This is a genomic window from Chitinophaga sp. (assembly GCF_039596455.1).
Lineage (GTDB): Bacteria > Bacteroidota > Bacteroidia > Chitinophagales > Chitinophagaceae > Chitinophaga.
Map to the genome: position 1 here is coordinate 1 of NZ_JBCNJR010000004.1, position 17968 is coordinate 17968.

Here is a 17968-nt window from a genome sequence, read left to right on the forward strand (position 1 = left end):
CAAAAATTCACCCTGTAAGCCGGAATCAGGATTAGTTTTGAGCATTGTAAACCAATATCAGTATTTTCTAAACCAAGGTGTAAACCTATATCAGGACAAGACCCAGTATTTTCCAGGTAACGGCGTAAACCTATTTCAGGACAAGACCCAGGTATTCCAAGTACGTTTCAAGTACCTTTCAAGTACGTTCCAAGTACCTTTCAAGTACCCCCTTATATAGGGGTACTTCATACGTACTTCATACGTACTTGGAACCTGCCTCGTACCTGGTTGGTACCAACTGCCGCTACCTTACAAGGCAACTGTTACCCCGAGTCTGCCCCGTGGTTACTTCCAGTCTCCGGCATAGTAACCCCCAGTATACCCCCAGTATACTCCCAGGATGGTGCATAGGGAATGTATGTTTTAGCCATTTTCAGGGGTAAGGTACATTTGGGACAGTCCCGGTTCCGGCAGGCTGGTAAACACTGTCTATTCTGCCGTTTTCAGGACTGGATGGCTTATTGTATAAGGCGCAACAAATACGCCAATGCGGGGTCTTCTTCCAGCACGTCATCCTTTAACGAGTTGCGGATAACAACATCTGGCAGCACAGGGCCGTTTTTGGTTTTGCCGCAGCTGGCGCCGTGGCTGAACGAGGTGGTAGACTGTATTTTCAGCTGGCTGTTGGGCAAGTCAATCGTAAACGCTTCTCCGAAATCCTGCGTGTTCTCTCCCGTTGGTTCCCCAATGAGGGTGGCTATCTTATATTCCTTCACTACATCTGCCACCGCCATGGCGCTGGAGAAAGTGAACGGGCCGGTGATGAAGTATACCTTGCCTTCAAATACCCGTTCGTTGCGGAACCGGTTCTCTTCAGGGCGGCAACCATCGGCGCTTTCCCACACAGTACCATTGGGCCGCTGCATGTAGGCCGTAGTGGTATCTCCGTTTTTTCTCAGGTTGTCTTTATAAGCGTCGCTGATCTTCCAGCTTTTATTGCCCCATGAATATTTGTTTCGGGTGATATAGCTGAACAGCAGGTCTCCAAGATCTGTGTTGCCGCCGCTATTCTGGCGGAGGTCTATGGCCAGGTGGCGGATGCTGGCCTGTTTGAGCTGCGTAAAGCAGGAGTCCAGGAAGGCCCTGAACCCGTTGATGTCAACGCTCAGGCTGCGTACATCTATGTATCCCAGCTTGTTTTGTATGACCTCGCAGCGGTATGGCTGCACGATGTGCGGCAATGAAGCGGCGAGCGCATTTTTGAAAGTAACGCCGGTTTGAATGGTTGCCTTGCTTTGAATACCCTTAGCATCTTTACAGGTGAGCGCAAAAGGAGGCTGAACGCCCCGGAGGAAAAGGAAATAACTGAACAGTCTGCAGGCGGCGGCTTCGCTGAAAGAAGGGCGGCCGGCAAGGCGTTCTTTCACCTGTTTGAAAAGAGCGCTTACATCCACGCCGTTTATGTCCACTACTTCAACGCCGGCCGGCATGCCCAGCGCGGCTGCCAGTTGAAGCGGCGCATACATTTTGTTTTTCTTCTGCACCAGCTTGTACGGGAAGAACTGTTCTTTCCCGAACGCTTCCCTGAATACCGGCTGGCCCAGTTGTGGTGTGCTGTGCGCGTCTTTCAGCAGGGCGGTTACCTTGTAGAACAGGAAAACAAAATCCCGGATGCTGACCGAATCGCCTATCTCGTTTTTGATAGCCTGTAAACGGGTATTGTATTCGCCTTCCGGGATATACATGAAAGGATGGTAGTGAGACGATTTCATGATGCGGACATACGCATCTATATCTTCAACCGCCTGCCGGCGCGAAAGAGACGTTTGTGCCCATCCGTTGCTGCCTGCCAACAGGAAGGCAAAGAACCATGCTAACCTGACCATAAGATGAAATGACGCGAATATATCGCTATATTTATAAAAACGCGAAACGATGGGCCTCTTTGATTGCTTCAGGAAAAAGGCATCCCACACGCAGGCAACCCCTGAACACATCCTGCAGCAGGCGGATGCGCTGGTTAACCAGTTTGAAGACAATATTCCCTTCTTTTTTGAGGGATATGCGGAGGGCGTGGAGAACAGGCAATCAGCCATGATTGTGTAGGCTAACTTTGTACCTTTGTAAAAAACTCATGCCATGGACACACGTCAAACCCTCCCCCGCAACGGCAGTTTCTACACCATCATCCAAGACCTCTACGAGCAAAAACAGCCAGCCGGCGTATTGTATGAAGACAACGGCGTTACCCGCGCCAACGGCCTTGTTACATCCATGTATGAAAAAGAAGGCCGGCAGTGGATGGTGCTGAACGATTCGGTACACATCCCCATAGACAAGCTGTATGCCGTGAACGGTACTTTTTCTTCGGACTATTCCGAATGCTGAAAAGTTTTATATATTTTAGTACCTCCACGCAACGTTATGAAAATGGACCGCCACCACCACCCGGACTCATTGCCCGTACGCCTCGCCGAAGGCGATGAATCCGCGTTCCGCGAGTTCTTCCACCTGTACAGCCACCACATTTACAACGTTGCTTTTATCATGACCAAATCTGCCGGGCTGGCGGAAGACATGGTGCAGGAAGTGTTCCTCAGGATCTGGCTGGGCCGCGCCAACCTTGCCGGCGTGGAAAACCTGAAGGCCTACCTCTATACCAGCGCCCGCCATCATATCCTGAACGAGCTGCGCAAAAAATCCCACAACCTGCAGTTTACCGATGCTTTAATGGAATACTTCAGCGAGTCTGCGGACAACCCTGAGCAGGCCCTGCTGAAAAAGGAATCCCGCGGCTTTCTTCACCAGGCCATTGCCCATTTGCCCGACCGCCAGCGCCTTATCTACCAGCTGAGCAAGGAAAAAGGGCTGAAGCAGGAAGAGATAGCCGCCCGGCTCAACATCAGCCAGCATACCGTGCGCAACCACCTGGCCCAGGCGCTGGTGAACATCCGTCACTTCCTGGAACGCGCTACCACGGGCACTTTACTGCTTATCTGCCTCTTAGAGGCGGGCCTCTGAAAAAAATTTTACGGGAGACTAGTAATATTCTTGCCGGGATGTGTCTTTATACATAACACATGCCTACAAGATTCGACATATTGCTGCAAGGTTACCTGGCCGGTACGCTCACGCCGCCGGAGGTGGAAGAGTTCCTGCAACTGGTCAGAGACCGAGACCTTCGCCTCCCCGATGCGGTGCAGCACCTGCTGGAAACGGCTGATCACCCGCCGCTGCCGCCTGAAAAAGAAGCGGAGCTGGCCAGCGCCATTCTCCGGAGAGCGCGCCGCGCGGAACGCAACCGCCGCCCCGTATACTGGCTGGCAGCTGCTGTTACGCTGGCCATAGCGGGCGCCGGGTTATTGTATATACTGCGGCAGGAACGGCCTGTGACGCCAGTGCAGGCCGCAAGTATGAACGGCGCGGTGCAACCCGGTTACAACCAGGCCACGCTGGTGCTGGCAGACGGTACCACCGTGCCGCTAGACAGTGCGGGCAACCAGCAGATACGCAGGAACATCCGTCAAAGCAACGGCCAGTTGCATTATACGCCCGGCAGCCAGGCTTCGCAGATTAATACGCTCGTAACGCCCAAAGGCGGCCGCTTCGGCATCACCCTGCCAGACGGCAGCAAGGTATGGCTCAACTCCGCCTCCTCTCTCCGCTACCCCACCGCCTTCACCGGGCAGCAAAGAGTGGTGGAACTGAAAGGCCAGGGCTACTTTGAAATAGCGCACGCATCCTCCCAACCCTTTGTGGTAAAGGTGAACGACATGGAGGTGCAAGTGCTGGGCACCCGCTTTGACGTGATGGCTTATGAAGATGAAAAGGCCGTTAACACCACGCTGCTGAGCGGCGCCGTAAGGATAAAGAACGCAGCAGCGGTGCAAACGCTGCGGCCGGGGCAGCAGGCGGTATTGGAAGGCGGCGGCACGCACATTGCCGTGCAGCAGGCTGATACGGCCAAGGCCATTGCCTGGAAGAACGGCCTTTTCCTGTTTGACAACATGGACCTTGAAACGATATTGAGAGAAGTATCCCGCTGGTACAACGTAGAAGTAGTGTACGATGTAAAACCCAGCGCGGAGCTGTACGGCGGGGCCATCAGCCGCAGCATGAGCCTGGAGGCCGTACTGCACATGCTGGAAGGCAGCGGGTTCAACCACCTGAAGCTGGAAGGGAGGAAAATAACCGTATTACCATAATCATACAACAACACAGCCACGTAATTATTCAACCAAATAAAAACAGGTAAATAAAGCTTTTACGGGAATACGCAAAAAAACCGGAAGTGGTTGCAACACTCCCGGCTGTATCTGGTATTCCCGATAATCTGAGAAGGACTATTGTTAGACTACCAAACACCGCTAAAGTATGTATTTTAATGCGAATGAAAAAGCCCTGCGCCGGCGCAGGCTTTTAACCACGTTGTGCAAAATGATCAAGATCACTGCATTTATCCTCTTTGTAACATGCATGCATGTGAGTGCAACCGGTCTTTCACAGCAGGTAACGCTGTCGGTCAAAAACGTACCGCTGCAAAAACTGTTCAAGGAAATCACCGCGCGCACCGGCGTGTCTGTGATCTATGGCGAAACGGTGCTGCGCAACACAGCGCCGGTTACGCTGGCTGTCAGGAACGCCTCCCTGAAGCAGGTGCTGGACCTTTGCATAAAAGACCAGCCGCTCACCTACACCCTTGAAGGCAACAGCATCATCATCAAACGCCGGCCGGCCGGCAACCCGCCCGAAGCGCCGCCGGCGCAGGCGGCAGACTCGCTGATCACGGCCAGCGGCAGGGTTACAGATTCCAAAGGCGGGCCGGTACCGGGCGCTACCGTACTGGTGAAAGGTACCATGCACGGCACCAACACAGACGGTAACGGCCACTTCTCCCTCAAAGGCGTGCGGCCGGGTGCGGTGCTGCAGGTCAGCTCTCTCGGTTTTGAGCCGCAGGAGCTGGCGGCGCGCAGCGGCGGGGTGAATATTACGCTCAGGGAATCTGCCAGCAGCCTCAATGAAACGGTGGTAGTGGGGTACGGCACGGTGAAGAAAAGCGACCTCACCGGCGCAGTAGCCAAAGTGGGAGAAGCTGCTATCAAATCAACCCCTATCCCCTCTTTAGACAGGGCCATGCAGGGGCGCGCCGCGGGCGTGCAGGTAACCACCAACTCTGCGCGGCCGGGCGGGGCCGCCACCATCCGCATTCGCGGCTCCGGCTCGGTGAACGCCGGCAATGACCCTTTGTACGTGATAGACGGCTTCCCCGTATCCGGCGGGCTTAATTCTATTAACGCAGATGATGTAGAATCTATCGAAATATTGAAAGATGCTTCCGCTACGGCCATCTATGGCTCCAGGGGCTCTAACGGCGTGGTGATGGTCACCACCAAACAAGGCAGGCCGGGCAAAGCCGTGGTCAGCTACAACGGCTACTACGGTTCCCAATCCGCCCGCAGGACCATTCCGCTGCTGAACGCGCAGCAGTTTGCATTGTTCGTGAACGAAGCGCTGACCAACAACGGCGCGGCGCCTTACTTCAATGGCAGCACGCCGGAAAGGGCGCTGCCGGAAACTTTCGGTGAAGGCACCAACTGGCAGGATGTTGTTTTGCGCAACGCGCCCATCCAGAACCACCAGCTGGGCGTAAGCGGCGGCTCGGAGAAATCCCGCTACTCCATTTCAGCCGGGTATTATGACCAGCAGGGCATCATCAAAAACTCCGGCTTCAAACGGTATACCCTGCGCGCCAACTTGACTAACGACATCAGCTCCCGCGTGAAGACCGGCCTTTCCATGCAGGGCGCCTACACGCAAAGCAACAGCGCCAGAACGGACGTAGACGGTACGGAAGGCGGCGGTGTTACCAGCTCCGCCCTGAGCTATTCCCCTACCTTCCCCGTGTTCAATGAAGACGGCAGCTATTATAAGAACCAGGGCTCGCTGAACGGGTACGGCGTAGATAATCCGCTGGCCGTTGCCAACGAGATCATCAATAAGAATTCCGTGCTGCGCCTGCTGGCCAACACTTACCTGGACTACGAGATCATTGACGGGCTGCACTTCCGCACCAGCCTTGGCGCAGACCTGCAAGCCTCCAAAACCAACAACTACACCACGCGCAAAGCCCTGGCCGGCGCTTCCGTGGGCGGTTCCGCCGCTGTAGCCAACTCGCAGAGCATCAACTGGCTCAATGAGAACACACTTCACTACACCCGCCAGCTGGGCCACTATCATTCTCTCAATGCTTTGCTGGGTTACACCATCCAGGGCCTGAGCACAGAAAACGCCACGGCAAGGGCCAATACTTTTTCTGACGACTTTGCCCGGTACAACAACCTGGAAGCGGGCTCCACACTGGTAGCTCCCAGTTCGGACGCCAGCAACTGGAAACTCATTTCCTACATTGCCCGCGTCAACTACGGGTTTGACGACCGTTTCCTGCTCACCCTCACTGCCCGCCGTGACGGTTCCAGCCGCTTCGGCCCGAGGCGCAAGTTCGGCATCTTCCCCTCCGGCGCCCTGGCCTGGAAGCTGATGAACGAGAGCTTCATGCAGAAGCAGTCCATTTTCTCCGATGCCAAAGTGCGCGTCAGCTACGGCCTTTCCGGCAACCAGGAAATCGGGGATTATCAATACCTGGCCAACATCTCCATTTCCCAATACGTACTGGGCGGCACCTTACAGTCTTCCGCCCACACCGCCGGCATTGCCAACCCCGACCTGCGCTGGGAAAAGAACGCGCAGTTCGATGCGGGCATAGACCTGGCCTTCTTCAACAACCGCCTGCAGCTCACGGCGGACTACTACAACAAAAAAACCGCTGATCTGCTGTTTTCCGTCAGCGTGCCCACATCTTCCGGCTTCACCACCACGCTCAAGAACATTGGCAGCGTGCGCAACCGGGGCGTGGAGCTGGCGCTGGCCAGCGTGAACATAGACCGGCATGATTTCCGGTGGACCACCGATTTCAACATCACCTTCAACCGCAACAAAGTACTGCGGCTGGATGGCCGGGAAAGCTTTACCGCCGGCGCGGATGCCCGCCTTTTCAACACCAGCATCAATCCCATCCTGCTGCAGGTAGGCAGCTCCCTGGGCAATTTTTACGGGCTGGTGATGGACGGCATCTTCCAGAGCAAGGAAGAGATAGACGCCTCCGCCCAGAAAACCGCCAAACCCGGAGACATCCGGTACAAAGACCGCAACAATGACGGTGTGATCAATGACAACGACAGGGACATCATCGGCAATTCCAACCCTGACCTCTTCGGCGGTCTTAACAATACTTTCACCTACAAGGGCATAGAACTGAACGTGTTCATACAGGGCAACTATGGTAACGAGATACTGAACTATGGCAACTTTGACCTGCTGAACCTCACCGGCGGCAACAACCAGAGCGCCCGTGTGCTGGACCGCTGGACGCCGCAGCACCCCAGCAACAGCATGCCCCGCGCCAACGCGGCAGGCGGCTCCCGCGTGCTCAGCAGCTTCCAGGTGGAAGACGGGTCTTACCTGCGCTTCAAGAATATTTCATTAGGCTATAACCTGCCGCAAAGCTGGCTCAGCCGCCTGCAGGTCAACTCCCTGAAGGTGTACATTGCCGCGCAGAACCTGTTCACCATTACCCGGTACAATGGCTACGACCCGGAAGTGAACCGCTTCGGCAGCTCCTCTCTCAGCCAGGGGCTTGACTATGGTACCTATCCGGCTGCCAAAACCATCCTGGCAGGCATTAACCTGAAATTTTAATTGTATGAAGACGATCAAACAAACCATATATATTTTGATGGCGGGCATGCTGTTAACGGGCACCGCCTGCGAAAAGCAGCTGGACATTGCCTCTGTTACCAATCTCACCAACGCCACCTACTATAAAACAGCGGAAGACGCCAAGGCCGCGCTGGGCGCTTGTTACAAGAACATGGGCGTGCTGGACCCTTTTCCTGACCTGGTGACCACAGATGACGCCGTGCCTTTCCTGTCCGGCGCTGCAGACAGGGTGCTGCTATGGCGGTACAACCTCACCCCCTCCAACTCTTTCATCAACGTTTACAGCGGCGCCTATGCCGCCATCAACCGGTCTAACACGGTAATAGCCCGGCTGCCCGGCATTCCCATGAACGAAGACCTGAAGAACAGGTACGTAGCCGAGGCCAAGGTGCTGCGCGCCCTGCATTATTTCAACCTGGTACGCCTCTATGGCGGCGTACCCGTCACTATCACGGAAACGGCTACACTGGAAGGGCTTGACATGCCGCGCAATAGTGTTGACGAAGTATACGCGCAGATAGAAAAAGACCTCACGGAAGCGGAAAACGTGCTGCCCCCCAGCTACCCCCCTGCAGAAGCCGGCAGGGTAACTTCCGGGGCCGCCAAAGGCTTGCTGGCCAAGGTATACCTTACCCGCGCCGGTACAGACAAAAGCTCCCCCTTCTGGGCACAGGCAGCCGCCAAAGCCAAAGAAGTGATAGACCAGGGCGTGTATGACCTCCATGCCAGTTTTGCGGATGCCTTTGCCCTCACCGCCCGCGGCGGCAAGGAAAACATGCTGGAAGTACAATACCTCACAGACGTGTACGGCCACGGCATAGGGCGGGGCTACGGCCCCCGCGCGGCGCCTATTTTCCCCGGCGGCGGCTCCGCTATTGCACGGCCTACGGAAAGCCTCTACAATTCCTACGCGGCTAACGACAAGCGGAAACCCGTTACCTTCATGACGGCCTATACTTACAACGGTGTTACCACCAACCTTTCCATCACAGACCCTGATCCCAGCAAAGCCGTATCTTTCCAGAAGCTGTGGGACAGAACGGCCAAAACCAACGGCGGCGAAGGCACCAGCCGGCCGGTGCTGCGGTATGCGGACGTGTTGCTGATGTATGCCGAAGCCGCCAATGAAGCCAACGGCGCCCCTACCGTTGAAGCCTATACGGCGTTGAACAAGGTGCGCAAGCGCGCCGGGCTGGCAGATCTGAGCGGCCTGAGCTACCAGGCGTTCAAGGAGGCCGTTTGGCTGGAAAGAAGGCTGGAGCTGGCTTTCGAGAACCACCGCCGCTTTGACCTGGTACGCACCGGCAGGCTCATAGACGCAGTAAAGGCAGAGAACAGCTATAACCGGAATGCCGTGATACAACCCTTCCATGTACTGTTCCCCATCCCCCTGTCCGTGATGGACGCCAGTCCCACGCTGGAACAAAACCAAGGCTATTGATCCATTAAAAACCATAAAAACATCATGTATACACGCAGAAACTTTCTGACCCAAACGCCGGCCATGCTGGCATTGCTGGCGGGCCTGCCCTCACTGGCCAGCTCCTGCAACAGCAAAAAGAAAACCATCTTGCTCCGCTCCTCCTGGCAAACCGTCAACATCGGGGATATTGGCCATACGCCCGGCGTGCTCACGCTGCTGGAAAAACATATTCCCGATGCGGACGTCATACTCTGGCCTTCCAGTGTAGACAACGGCGTGAAGGAAATGCTGCAGCGGCGTTTTCCGAAAGTGAAAATTGTGCAGGGCAAGGAAGAAGTAGACGCCGCCATTGCACAGTCTGACTTCCTGCTGCATGGCTCCGGCCCTTCCCTGGTAGCGCGTAAAGACGTAGAGCGCTGGGCCGCTACCGGCAAGCCTTACGGCATTTACGGCATCACCTTCCCCGGCTATTACGGAGAGCCCTCTGCCGCCACTAAAGCCGCCTTCCCTACAGAAGTGGAGCTGCTCACCAAAGCGCAGTTCGCCTATTTCCGGGATTCCATTTCCCTGCAGTTTGCGAAAGACCATGGCGTGAAATGCCCCATTATGGGCTTTGCGCCGGACGGCGCCTTTGCCGTAGACCTGCAGAACGATGCGGCGGCGGAAGCTTTTATGAAAGAGCACGGGCTGGAAGCCGGTAAATTCCTCTGCGTAATACCCCGGCAACGTTTTACGCCTTACTGGGAAATACCCTCCAAAAAAAGACCCTTGGACGAGAAAAAAAATGCACGCAACCAGGAAATGCGGGAGCATGACAACGCCCCCATCCGCGAAGCCATTGTGGAGGTAGTACGGCAAACGCCCATGAAAATACTCATCTGCCCGGAAGATGAAACACAGGTAAAGCTGGGTAAAGAGATTTTGTACGATAAACTGCCGGAAGATGTGAAAACGAAAGTGGTTTGGCGGGACCGCTACTGGCTGACAGACGAAGCGGTCAGCACCTACCGCCGCTCCGCAGGCATGTTCGGGCTGGAAATGCATTCTCCCATTATGTGCATCGGCCACGGTATTCCGGCCATGGTGGGCCGCTTCCATGAACAAACCAGCAAAGGCGTGATGTGGCGGGATATTGGCCTGGGCGAGTGGTTGTTTGATATGGACAATGAAGCAGACGTTCAGAAAATACTGCCCGCCGCGCTGGCCATGGCCAAAGACCCTGCCGCAGCAAAACAGCTGGCCAAGAAAGGGCAGCAGTTTGTAGAAGAGAAACAACGGGAAACAATGGGCGTGCTGAAGAGCAAGCTGAATGCATAAGTGAGGCACTTATAAAAAAGGCCGGCCTGTTTTCATTGCAGGCCGGCCTTTGCATTTTAAAACACTTTTTTATGCAGTTCCCTTCTCCAGCCGTTCCACTTCTTTTTGCAATGTTCTTTTTTCCGCCATTGACTTTGTAAGCGCTATTGCTTTGTTGTAATGCATCACCGCTTTTTGCGCATCCCCATCCGCATACAGGTACCCCAGCAGGGAATGGTAGTAGCTGACATCTTCCAGCCCCAGTTTCTCCGCTTCCACAATGCCTGCCTTGTTGCCGTACACTTTGGCAAAAGCGAAAGTTCTGTTCAGGGCCGTTACCGCTGAATATTCCAGCAAGATGAGCTGGTTGTAGAGCTGCAGGATGTGCTCCCATTTGCTGTTACCGGCGGGCGTGGTATGCCAGTAAGCAATACCGGCCTCCAGGTGGTATTTGGAAACCGCTTCGCCGGAGCAGGCGTTCACCAGGTAATGGTTGCCCTGGTCAATCAGCTCCCGGCTCCACAAACTTTGGTCTTGCCGTTCAAACAGCACCACTTCCCCCTCTTCATCTTCCCTGGCTTCCAGCCGCGAGCTTTGATAGCACATGAGCGCCAGCAGGGCGTTGGCCTGCGTGGTATTGGTAAGCGGATTTTCTGTGAGCAGCAGCGCCAGCCGCATGGCTTCGGAACAAAGGTCTTTCCGCATCAGCCGGTTGGCGGATTTGGAGAAATACCCTTCGTTAAAAAGCAGGTACAATGTTCTTAGCACGGCATCCAGCCGCGCCTGTATGGTAGCTTCCTGCAAGGGGCCCAGCTGGAAATTATTGTCGCGCAGGCTGGTGCGGGCGCGCTGCAGCCGCTTCTTGATGGTTTCCCGGCTGGTCAGGAAAGCATCAGCGATCTCTTCCACGCTGAACCCGCAAAGCACCTGCAAGGCCAGGCATATCTGTGATTCCGTGGCGTTGGCCGGGTCACAAACGGCAAAGATCATGGCCAGCAGGCTGTCTGTGATGGTTTGGCCGGAGAAGTCGAAATCAGGCGTTTCCTCCTGCTCCTGCTGCTGTATGGCGCCCTTCACGCGGGTCTCAAATAATGAAGTGCGTTTGAGATAGTCTTTGGTTTTGTTTTTGGCCACCGTGTACAGCCAGGCGGCAGGGTTATCCGGCATGCCCTGTGCGCCCCATGCCTCCGTGGCTTTCAGGAAGGTTTCACTCACAATGTCTTCCGCAATGGCCATATGCCGGAGGCCAAAATGACGGCACAGTACGGCCGTCATCCTGGAATACTCCAGCCTGAATAAATGTGGTAAAAGCTCCTGGTATGAGGCAGGCTGCTGGTCCATCGTTATTTTTCTTCCGGTGTCAGAACGGCCCTTATTTCCACGCTGCCGCCCATTTTAAGGATGGGGTTGCCGCTGGCTATCTCCGTAGCTTCGTCTATGCTGGCAGCTTTCAGCACCATATAGCCGGTCACGAATTCCTTGATCTCGGTGAAAGGCCCGTCGCTCACCACGTTGCCGGCCTTTACCGTTCTGGCGTTGGCGGGAGACAAACGGTTACCCTTGTCTACCAGCTTGTTCTGGGCCGCTATACCGGCCAGCCAGTTCATTCTTTCCTGCATCTGCTCAGGCGAAGGAGGAGCGGGTTTTTCGCTCAGCCTGAAAATTAACATGAACTCTTTCATGACGTTTACATTTTTTTGGTCCGTTTATATGACGACCGGGTACGCGGAACGGGGACAAATCAACTGGAAAAAATTATCCGGCGTTAAAGATACGGATAACAGCGGTGGCAGGAAATATGGATGAAGGCCGAACAGCCAGCCTGTTTTTTTGTTAATTTGCTGGTATGCCCTGGTTCGAAAAATGGTTGTCCACCCTCACCCTGATATCTCTCCGGTATTTTCTGCTGGCCGGCATTGCCTTCCTGCTTTGTTATGTGATACTCCGCAGGCGCATCCTGGCTAAAAAGATACAGCAACGCTTCCCGAAGGGAAAAGACTATGCCCGGGAAATCCTTTACTCCTGCCTCACCATTATGATATTTACACTGGTGGCCATGCTGATATTGCGGCCGCCGGTGGTGGATCATACTTTTCACTACAGGGACATTTCCAGATACGGCATGGCCTGGTTCATCGCCGCCTTTCCCCTGATGTTCATTGTGCATGATGCATACTTTTACTGGACGCACCGCTTCATGCACTGGCGGCCCGTTTTCCCCTGGTTTCACAAGGTGCATCACCTTTCCGTCAACCCTTCGCCCTGGGCCGCCTTCGCCTTTCACCCGCTGGAGGCCCTGGTGGAAATAGGTATTCTTCCCCTGCTGGTATTCACCGTGCCCCTCACTACCACCCACCTGCTCACTTTCTTCGGCGTGCAGATGGCCTACAATGTATACGGCCACCTGGGCTGGGAGCTTTACCCCCGCTGGTTTGCACGGCACCCGTTCGGAAAATGGATCAATACATCGTTTAACCATAATCAGCATCACCGGTACTTCAAGGGCAACTACGGTTTGTATTTCCTTTGGTGGGACCGGTGGATGGGCACCATCCGCAAAGACTATGAAGACCAGTACGAGCGGCTGGCCGCCCGCTGACTATTGCTGTACAAGCCTATGAGGATTCTTTACCTATTGCTGCCGGTATGGCTGCTGGCCTGCCCCGCGCGCCTCCACGCACAAGACGCTAACTACTGGACTGCCGGCTACGGCCCGGCAGGATTTTTTATGCCCGGCGCCGTCATAGCGCAGAACCGTGACAGCGGGGTGCTGTTCTATAACCCGGCGCTGCTGGTGAACACCCATGGCTCCACCTCTTCCCTGAGCGGCACCATTTACCAGTGGCAGTCTATTTTCATGAAAGACGGCGTAGGCGCCGGCCTTCCGCTCCGCTCCAACGGCACCAGCATTGTACCCATGGTGGCCTCTCATGCCGTTCCTTACATTAAAAAGAAGCTGCCCTTCACGCTGGCCTACGCCATAGTGCATACACCTGTGATAGACTATAATGTTTCCCAGCAGAGAGACGTGGTGCAGGACGTGCTGGACAATTCCTACAGCCCCGGTGCGGAAACCTATATTGGCCAGTACAAGGCATCTAACCGGGTAGACCAGACCTCCCTGCAGCTGGCCGCCGGCATGCGGCTTACACCCGGGTTATCAGCCGGCGTTACGCTGGAGGGCATTGTTCACCGGCAGAACTTTACGGTAGATTTCATTTCCCGCGCCATGATGAACCCCGCCGGGCCAGACACCGTTTTTGCGCCCATCACCACGGTGTCTGAAAACTATACCGCCTCCTACCGGCAGATCGGTGTCCGTACGCGGCTGGGCCTGGCCTGGGAAATTTCCGCCAGCCACCATGCCGGCCTGCTGGTCACCACGCCGGTATGGAAAGTGACCGGCAGGGGCACGGTGGTCTCCAACCTGGAAGTAAACAACCTCATTGTAGCACAGGTGCCCATCCACCTGCTGGCCAGCGGGCGCCAGACACGCCTCAAAACCAACTGGAAAAACCCGCTCAGCATAGCCGCAGGGTATACCTACCTGCACAAAAAAGGGCAACTGTATGCCTGCATCGAATACTTTGCCCCGGTAAAGCCTTACCAGGTCATCAACCCGCGGCCGGCAGCCTTTATCAGGCCGGATACGGGCAGCAGCAACACTACTTACCTGCAGCTGAACGACGCCCGCAAGGGCATACTGAACGTGGGCATCGGCGCCAGCTACGAAGTGGCCCCGGCATTCATGGCCTTTCTATCGCTCCGCACAGACTTTTCTTATGACGATAATAACCTGACCGCGCTTACAGACGGCTACAATGCCAATGTGACCAACTGGGACCTCTACCATGTTCAGCTGGGCGTTAACATGCGGCGCAAGCAGTACTACCTGCGCACCGGGCTGCTGCTGTCTTACGGCCGCAACAAGGCCTATCCGCAAACCTTTAATTTCGACCACCCTGACGAGCGCAATTTCCTCATCGGCAATCCCCGGCCCATCACCGCCAGTACGGTGCAGGCGGGCCTGCTGGTATCATACATTCACAATTTTTAACATACGGCTTTATCGCCCAACTTTTCCCCTTTTTTATATTAATATTTATAATTTTGCCGGTGCTTAACGAATAATTCAATGTTGAAACAGTCCGGCAACCAGAAAGATATATACACCCGCGAAGTGATTACCCGCTTTGAGCTGTACAATAGCCTGTTTTTAACCCTCCCGTTCTACCAGGTGAAAGACACCGGCATATTGCTGCCGTTTTTTACAGCCCATTGCGAGAAAGGGGTAGCCAAACTGACGTCGCCCACCGAGATCATAGAGACCTTTTTCAAGGAGCGTGCCCCGGAAATTGACGAGCGCGAGCAGATCAACCGCCTTTTCCGCTTTATACAATATATAGAAAGGCAGGTGGTGCTGTTTGACGCCATTGAAGACTCTTCTTTCAGCAAACTGAGCCGTACGGACGGCAGCGGCACCCTGCAGGGCCTGGTACAGCAAATTGCGCAAGACGATGAGCTGCGCGAGAAGATCAGCGAAAAACTGCGCCACTTCTCCCTCCGGCTGGTGCTCACCGCCCACCCCACCCAGTTTTACCCGGGTACGGTGCTCACCATCATGACAGACCTCATTGAGGCCCTGAAGGTGAACGATATCAACACCATCAACTTATTATTGCAGCAGCTGGGCAAAACGCCCTTCTTCAATAAAACACGCCCCACGCCGGTAGATGAAGCCGTGAGCCTCATCTGGTTTGTGGAGCATGTGTTCTACAACGCGCTGGCAGACATTCAGACCCGCCTCGGAGAAGAATTTGATCTCAGCAACCTGCCCGATGGCATTTTTGAGCTGGGCTTCTGGCCCGGCGGCGACCGTGACGGCAACCCGAACGTAACCACGGAAAGCACCCGCACCGTGGCCGCCACGCTGCGCCAGACCATTTTCCGCTGCTATTACCGCGACTACCGGGCGCTGAAACGCCGCATCACCTTCCGCGGCATAGAAGAGCCCATGAACGTGCTGGGCCGCCTGATGTACGACAACGCCTTCAATCCCCAGCCCAACGCCACCAACCTGCAACAGGAAATGACAGACCTGCTGCAGCGCATCAAAGACACGCTCATCAAAGACCATGACAGCCTGTTCGTGAACCTGGTGGATGACCTGGCCCTGAAGATCAGGCTCTTCGGCTGCTACTTTGCAAGGCTAGACATCCGGCAGGACAGTCGCGTGCTGCGCAAGGTCTTCAACTACGGCCTTTCCCAGCCCGAGCTCAACAACGGCCTGCCCGCAGATAAATACAGCAGCCTTTCTGAAGAAGAAAAGCTCCGCCTCATCAGCTTCAACGAAGCAGACTTCCCCTGCCAGGAAACGCCGGAAGAAGGCATTGACCCGCTGATCAATGATACGCTCTGCACCATCCGCCTCATGCGCAGCATACAGCAGCAGAACGGCGAAAATGCCAGCCACCGCTTTATTATCAGCAACTGCCAGCAGGCGTCAGACATCCTGCAGCTGATGAACCTCTTCCTCTGGTGCGGCTGGACGAAGGAAGACCTCACGGTAGACTTCCTCCCCCTCTTTGAGACCATCAATGACCTGAAACAGGCCGCCGGGGTGATGGAAAAACTGTACACCCACCCCATCTATAAAGAGCACCTGAAAAGGCGCGGCAACCGCCAGATGATCATGCTCGGCTTTTCAGACAGCACCAAAGACGGCGGCTACCTGATGGCCAACTGGTCTATTTACCAGGCCAAAGTGGAACTGACCGCCATTACCCGCAAATACGACATTGACCTGACGTTCTTTGACGGCCGCGGCGGCCCCCCCTCCCGCGGAGGCGGCAAAACACACCGCTTCTATGCCGCCATGGGCGAAGAAATTGCCAACAATCATATACAGCTCACCATACAAGGCCAAACCGTCAGCTCCCTGTACGGCTCCGTAGAAACCGCCAAGTTCAACATAGAGCAGCTGGTGAACGCCGGCGTAGCCTCCGTGCTGCACCCCGACCAGCGTGACCTGCTGGACTACAAGGAAAAAGAGCTGATCACCACCATGGCCGAAGAAAGCTACCAGCGCTTCACCGCCCTGCGCGAGCACCCGCTGTTCACAGAATACCTGGTAGACCTCAGCCCCCTGCAGCTGCTTTCCAACATCAACATCAGCAGCCGCCCCACGAAGCGCAACGCCGGCTCCGCCCTCAGGCTGGAAGACCTGCGCGCCATCAGCTTCGTAACTGCCTGGAGCCAGCTGAAACAAAGCGTGCCCGCCTCCTACGGCGTAGGCAGCGCCCTGCACGCCGTGAAAAAAGCCGGCAAATGGGACTGCGCCACGGAATTGTACAAAACCTCCGGCTTCTTCAAAACCATGATAGACAACTGCATCATGTCTATGTCCAAATCAGACTTCCGCATTACCGCCCATCTGCAAAACGATGAGCGCTACGGTGAGTTCTGGACCATGCTGAAAGAAGAATTCGACCTCACCCGCACCATGCTGCTGGAACTGACCGGCAACCGCGAGCTGATGCAGGAATACCCTGTGGAGAAGAACTCCATTGCCCTGCGCGAGCGGATCATGCTGCCGCTGGTGGTGACGCAGCATTATGCGTTGCAGAAAGCTAAAACTACCAAGGATGCGGAGATGAAAGGGGCGTATGAGAAGCTGGTGATACGGACGGTTTATGGGATTGTGAATGCGGGGAGGAATTTGGTGTAGAGGGGTGAACTTTTTACAATTTCGGAATTGGATTCCATTATTGTAAGATTTGTTAATTGTATTTATTATCCAAAATTCAATCATAAGTCAGAAGCATCCTGACTCAACTCTTCCAACAAATGAAAATTGGCCACTGGTAACCTACCTAAACTTTTTGCGTATTGTAATAGCTCTTCAGCGGGTTCTTTAATTATATAAAATAGAGCTGGCTGGCTGATTTCATAAGTTCGAAGTACTGAACATACGGTATCTAAAATCTCTCCTGGCATTAGACTAATTAGCCGGGCATTGTTAATCTGCCTCACAGCTAACATTTCATTTGCTTGAGTAAGAAGCGCAATAATCTCATCTGTTTTTTTATAATATTCCATGGCTTATTGTGATGTCATGTTAAGAATATCAAGTTTTGCTTTTGTGTATGTGAGTAGATAACATCCTCTTAGTACGAACTTCCTTATTGCCTCTCCCTTTATCCAGCCATTGATTAGGTTGTCCTTAGAAACATACAAAACCTTCGATAGTAGTCGGGCGATGCTATATCACTAGGGATAGCCGGCAGGCCTACCGGGAATGCTACAATCGGTATACCTAAGTACGACCGTACTTAACAAAAACTCAACCAGTAAATCAAAGCAATAGCATTTATAATTGTGGCAAGCATAACTAGTAGTCTCTCGGAACTTCTTTGTCGAAGTAAGAAAATCCAGCAAACAATCAACACAAGTAAGCTTACCACATTTAATGTAACAGCAACCACTACTACA

General features: G+C 54.5%; 14 protein-coding genes. 10 read left to right on the plus strand and 4 right to left on the minus strand.

Going from position 1 to position 17968, the window contains the following annotated elements:
• Positions 1–500: 500 nt before the first annotated feature.
• On the minus strand, positions 501–1868 hold the full coding sequence (locus tag ABDW36_RS14945) for a S41 family peptidase (RefSeq protein WP_343702720.1): 1368 nt from the start codon (positions 1866–1868) through the stop codon (positions 501–503).
• Positions 1869–1917: 49 nt separating this feature from the next.
• On the opposite strand from ABDW36_RS14945, the gene ABDW36_RS14950 reads away from it, so the two are divergent.
• The 7 genes from ABDW36_RS14950 to ABDW36_RS14980 all read left to right on the plus strand — a co-directional run bounded on the left by ABDW36_RS14950 (position 1918) and on the right by ABDW36_RS14980 (position 10498).
• Positions 1918–2088 carry a hypothetical protein gene (locus ABDW36_RS14950; protein ID WP_343702721.1) on the plus strand — a complete coding sequence of 57 codons (171 nt, stop codon included), beginning with the start codon at positions 1918–1920 and terminating at the stop codon, positions 2086–2088.
• 33 nt (positions 2089–2121) lie between these two features.
• A complete protein-coding gene (locus ABDW36_RS14955) occupies positions 2122–2370 on the plus strand; it encodes a hypothetical protein (protein ID WP_343702722.1) in 249 nt (82 codons plus the stop codon).
• Positions 2371–2406: 36 nt separating this feature from the next.
• A complete protein-coding gene (locus tag ABDW36_RS14960) occupies positions 2407–3003 on the plus strand; it encodes an RNA polymerase sigma-70 factor (protein ID WP_343702723.1) in 597 nt (198 codons plus the stop codon).
• A gap of 59 nt (positions 3004–3062) precedes the next feature.
• The gene (locus tag ABDW36_RS14965; protein WP_343702724.1) at positions 3063–4187 is read left to right on the plus strand and encodes a FecR domain-containing protein; all 1125 of its coding nucleotides are present in this window, start codon (positions 3063–3065) and stop codon (positions 4185–4187) included.
• Positions 4188–4419: 232 nt separating this feature from the next.
• Positions 4420–7737, plus strand: coding sequence for a TonB-dependent receptor (locus tag ABDW36_RS14970; protein WP_343702725.1), 3318 nt, complete (start codon positions 4420–4422; stop codon positions 7735–7737).
• 4 nt (positions 7738–7741) lie between these two features.
• Complete coding sequence (locus tag ABDW36_RS14975; protein ID WP_343702726.1) at positions 7742–9199, plus strand: RagB/SusD family nutrient uptake outer membrane protein; 1458 nt, start codon at positions 7742–7744, stop codon at positions 9197–9199.
• A gap of 24 nt (positions 9200–9223) precedes the next feature.
• The gene (locus tag ABDW36_RS14980; RefSeq protein ID WP_343702727.1) at positions 9224–10498 is read left to right on the plus strand and encodes a polysaccharide pyruvyl transferase family protein; all 1275 of its coding nucleotides are present in this window, start codon (positions 9224–9226) and stop codon (positions 10496–10498) included.
• Between the two features lie 69 nt (positions 10499–10567).
• On the opposite strand, the gene ABDW36_RS14985 is transcribed toward ABDW36_RS14980, so the two are convergent.
• On the minus strand, positions 10568–11818 hold the full coding sequence (locus tag ABDW36_RS14985) for a sigma-70 family RNA polymerase sigma factor (protein WP_343702728.1): 1251 nt from the start codon (positions 11816–11818) through the stop codon (positions 10568–10570).
• Between the two features lie 2 nt (positions 11819–11820).
• On the minus strand, positions 11821–12159 hold the full coding sequence (locus ABDW36_RS14990; protein ID WP_343702729.1) for a YciI family protein: 339 nt from the start codon (positions 12157–12159) through the stop codon (positions 11821–11823).
• Positions 12160–12323: 164 nt separating this feature from the next.
• On the opposite strand from ABDW36_RS14990, the gene ABDW36_RS14995 reads away from it, so the two are divergent.
• The 3 genes from ABDW36_RS14995 (at position 12324) to ABDW36_RS15005 (ending at position 17204) form a co-directional block, all read left to right on the plus strand.
• Positions 12324–13076: a sterol desaturase family protein gene (locus ABDW36_RS14995; protein ID WP_343702730.1), complete on the plus strand. Its 753-nt coding sequence runs from the start codon at positions 12324–12326 to the stop codon at positions 13074–13076.
• Between the two features lie 18 nt (positions 13077–13094).
• Positions 13095–14534, plus strand: a complete 1440-nt coding sequence (locus ABDW36_RS15000) for a hypothetical protein (RefSeq protein WP_343702731.1) — start codon at positions 13095–13097, stop codon at positions 14532–14534.
• A gap of 78 nt (positions 14535–14612) precedes the next feature.
• On the plus strand, positions 14613–17204 hold the full coding sequence (locus ABDW36_RS15005) for a phosphoenolpyruvate carboxylase (RefSeq protein WP_343702732.1): 2592 nt from the start codon (positions 14613–14615) through the stop codon (positions 17202–17204).
• Positions 17205–17284: 80 nt separating this feature from the next.
• Here ABDW36_RS15005 and ABDW36_RS15010 read toward each other — a convergent pair whose 3' ends face one another.
• Positions 17285–17575, minus strand: a complete 291-nt coding sequence (locus ABDW36_RS15010) for a hypothetical protein (protein WP_343702733.1) — start codon at positions 17573–17575, stop codon at positions 17285–17287.
• Positions 17576–17968 lie beyond the last annotated feature (393 nt).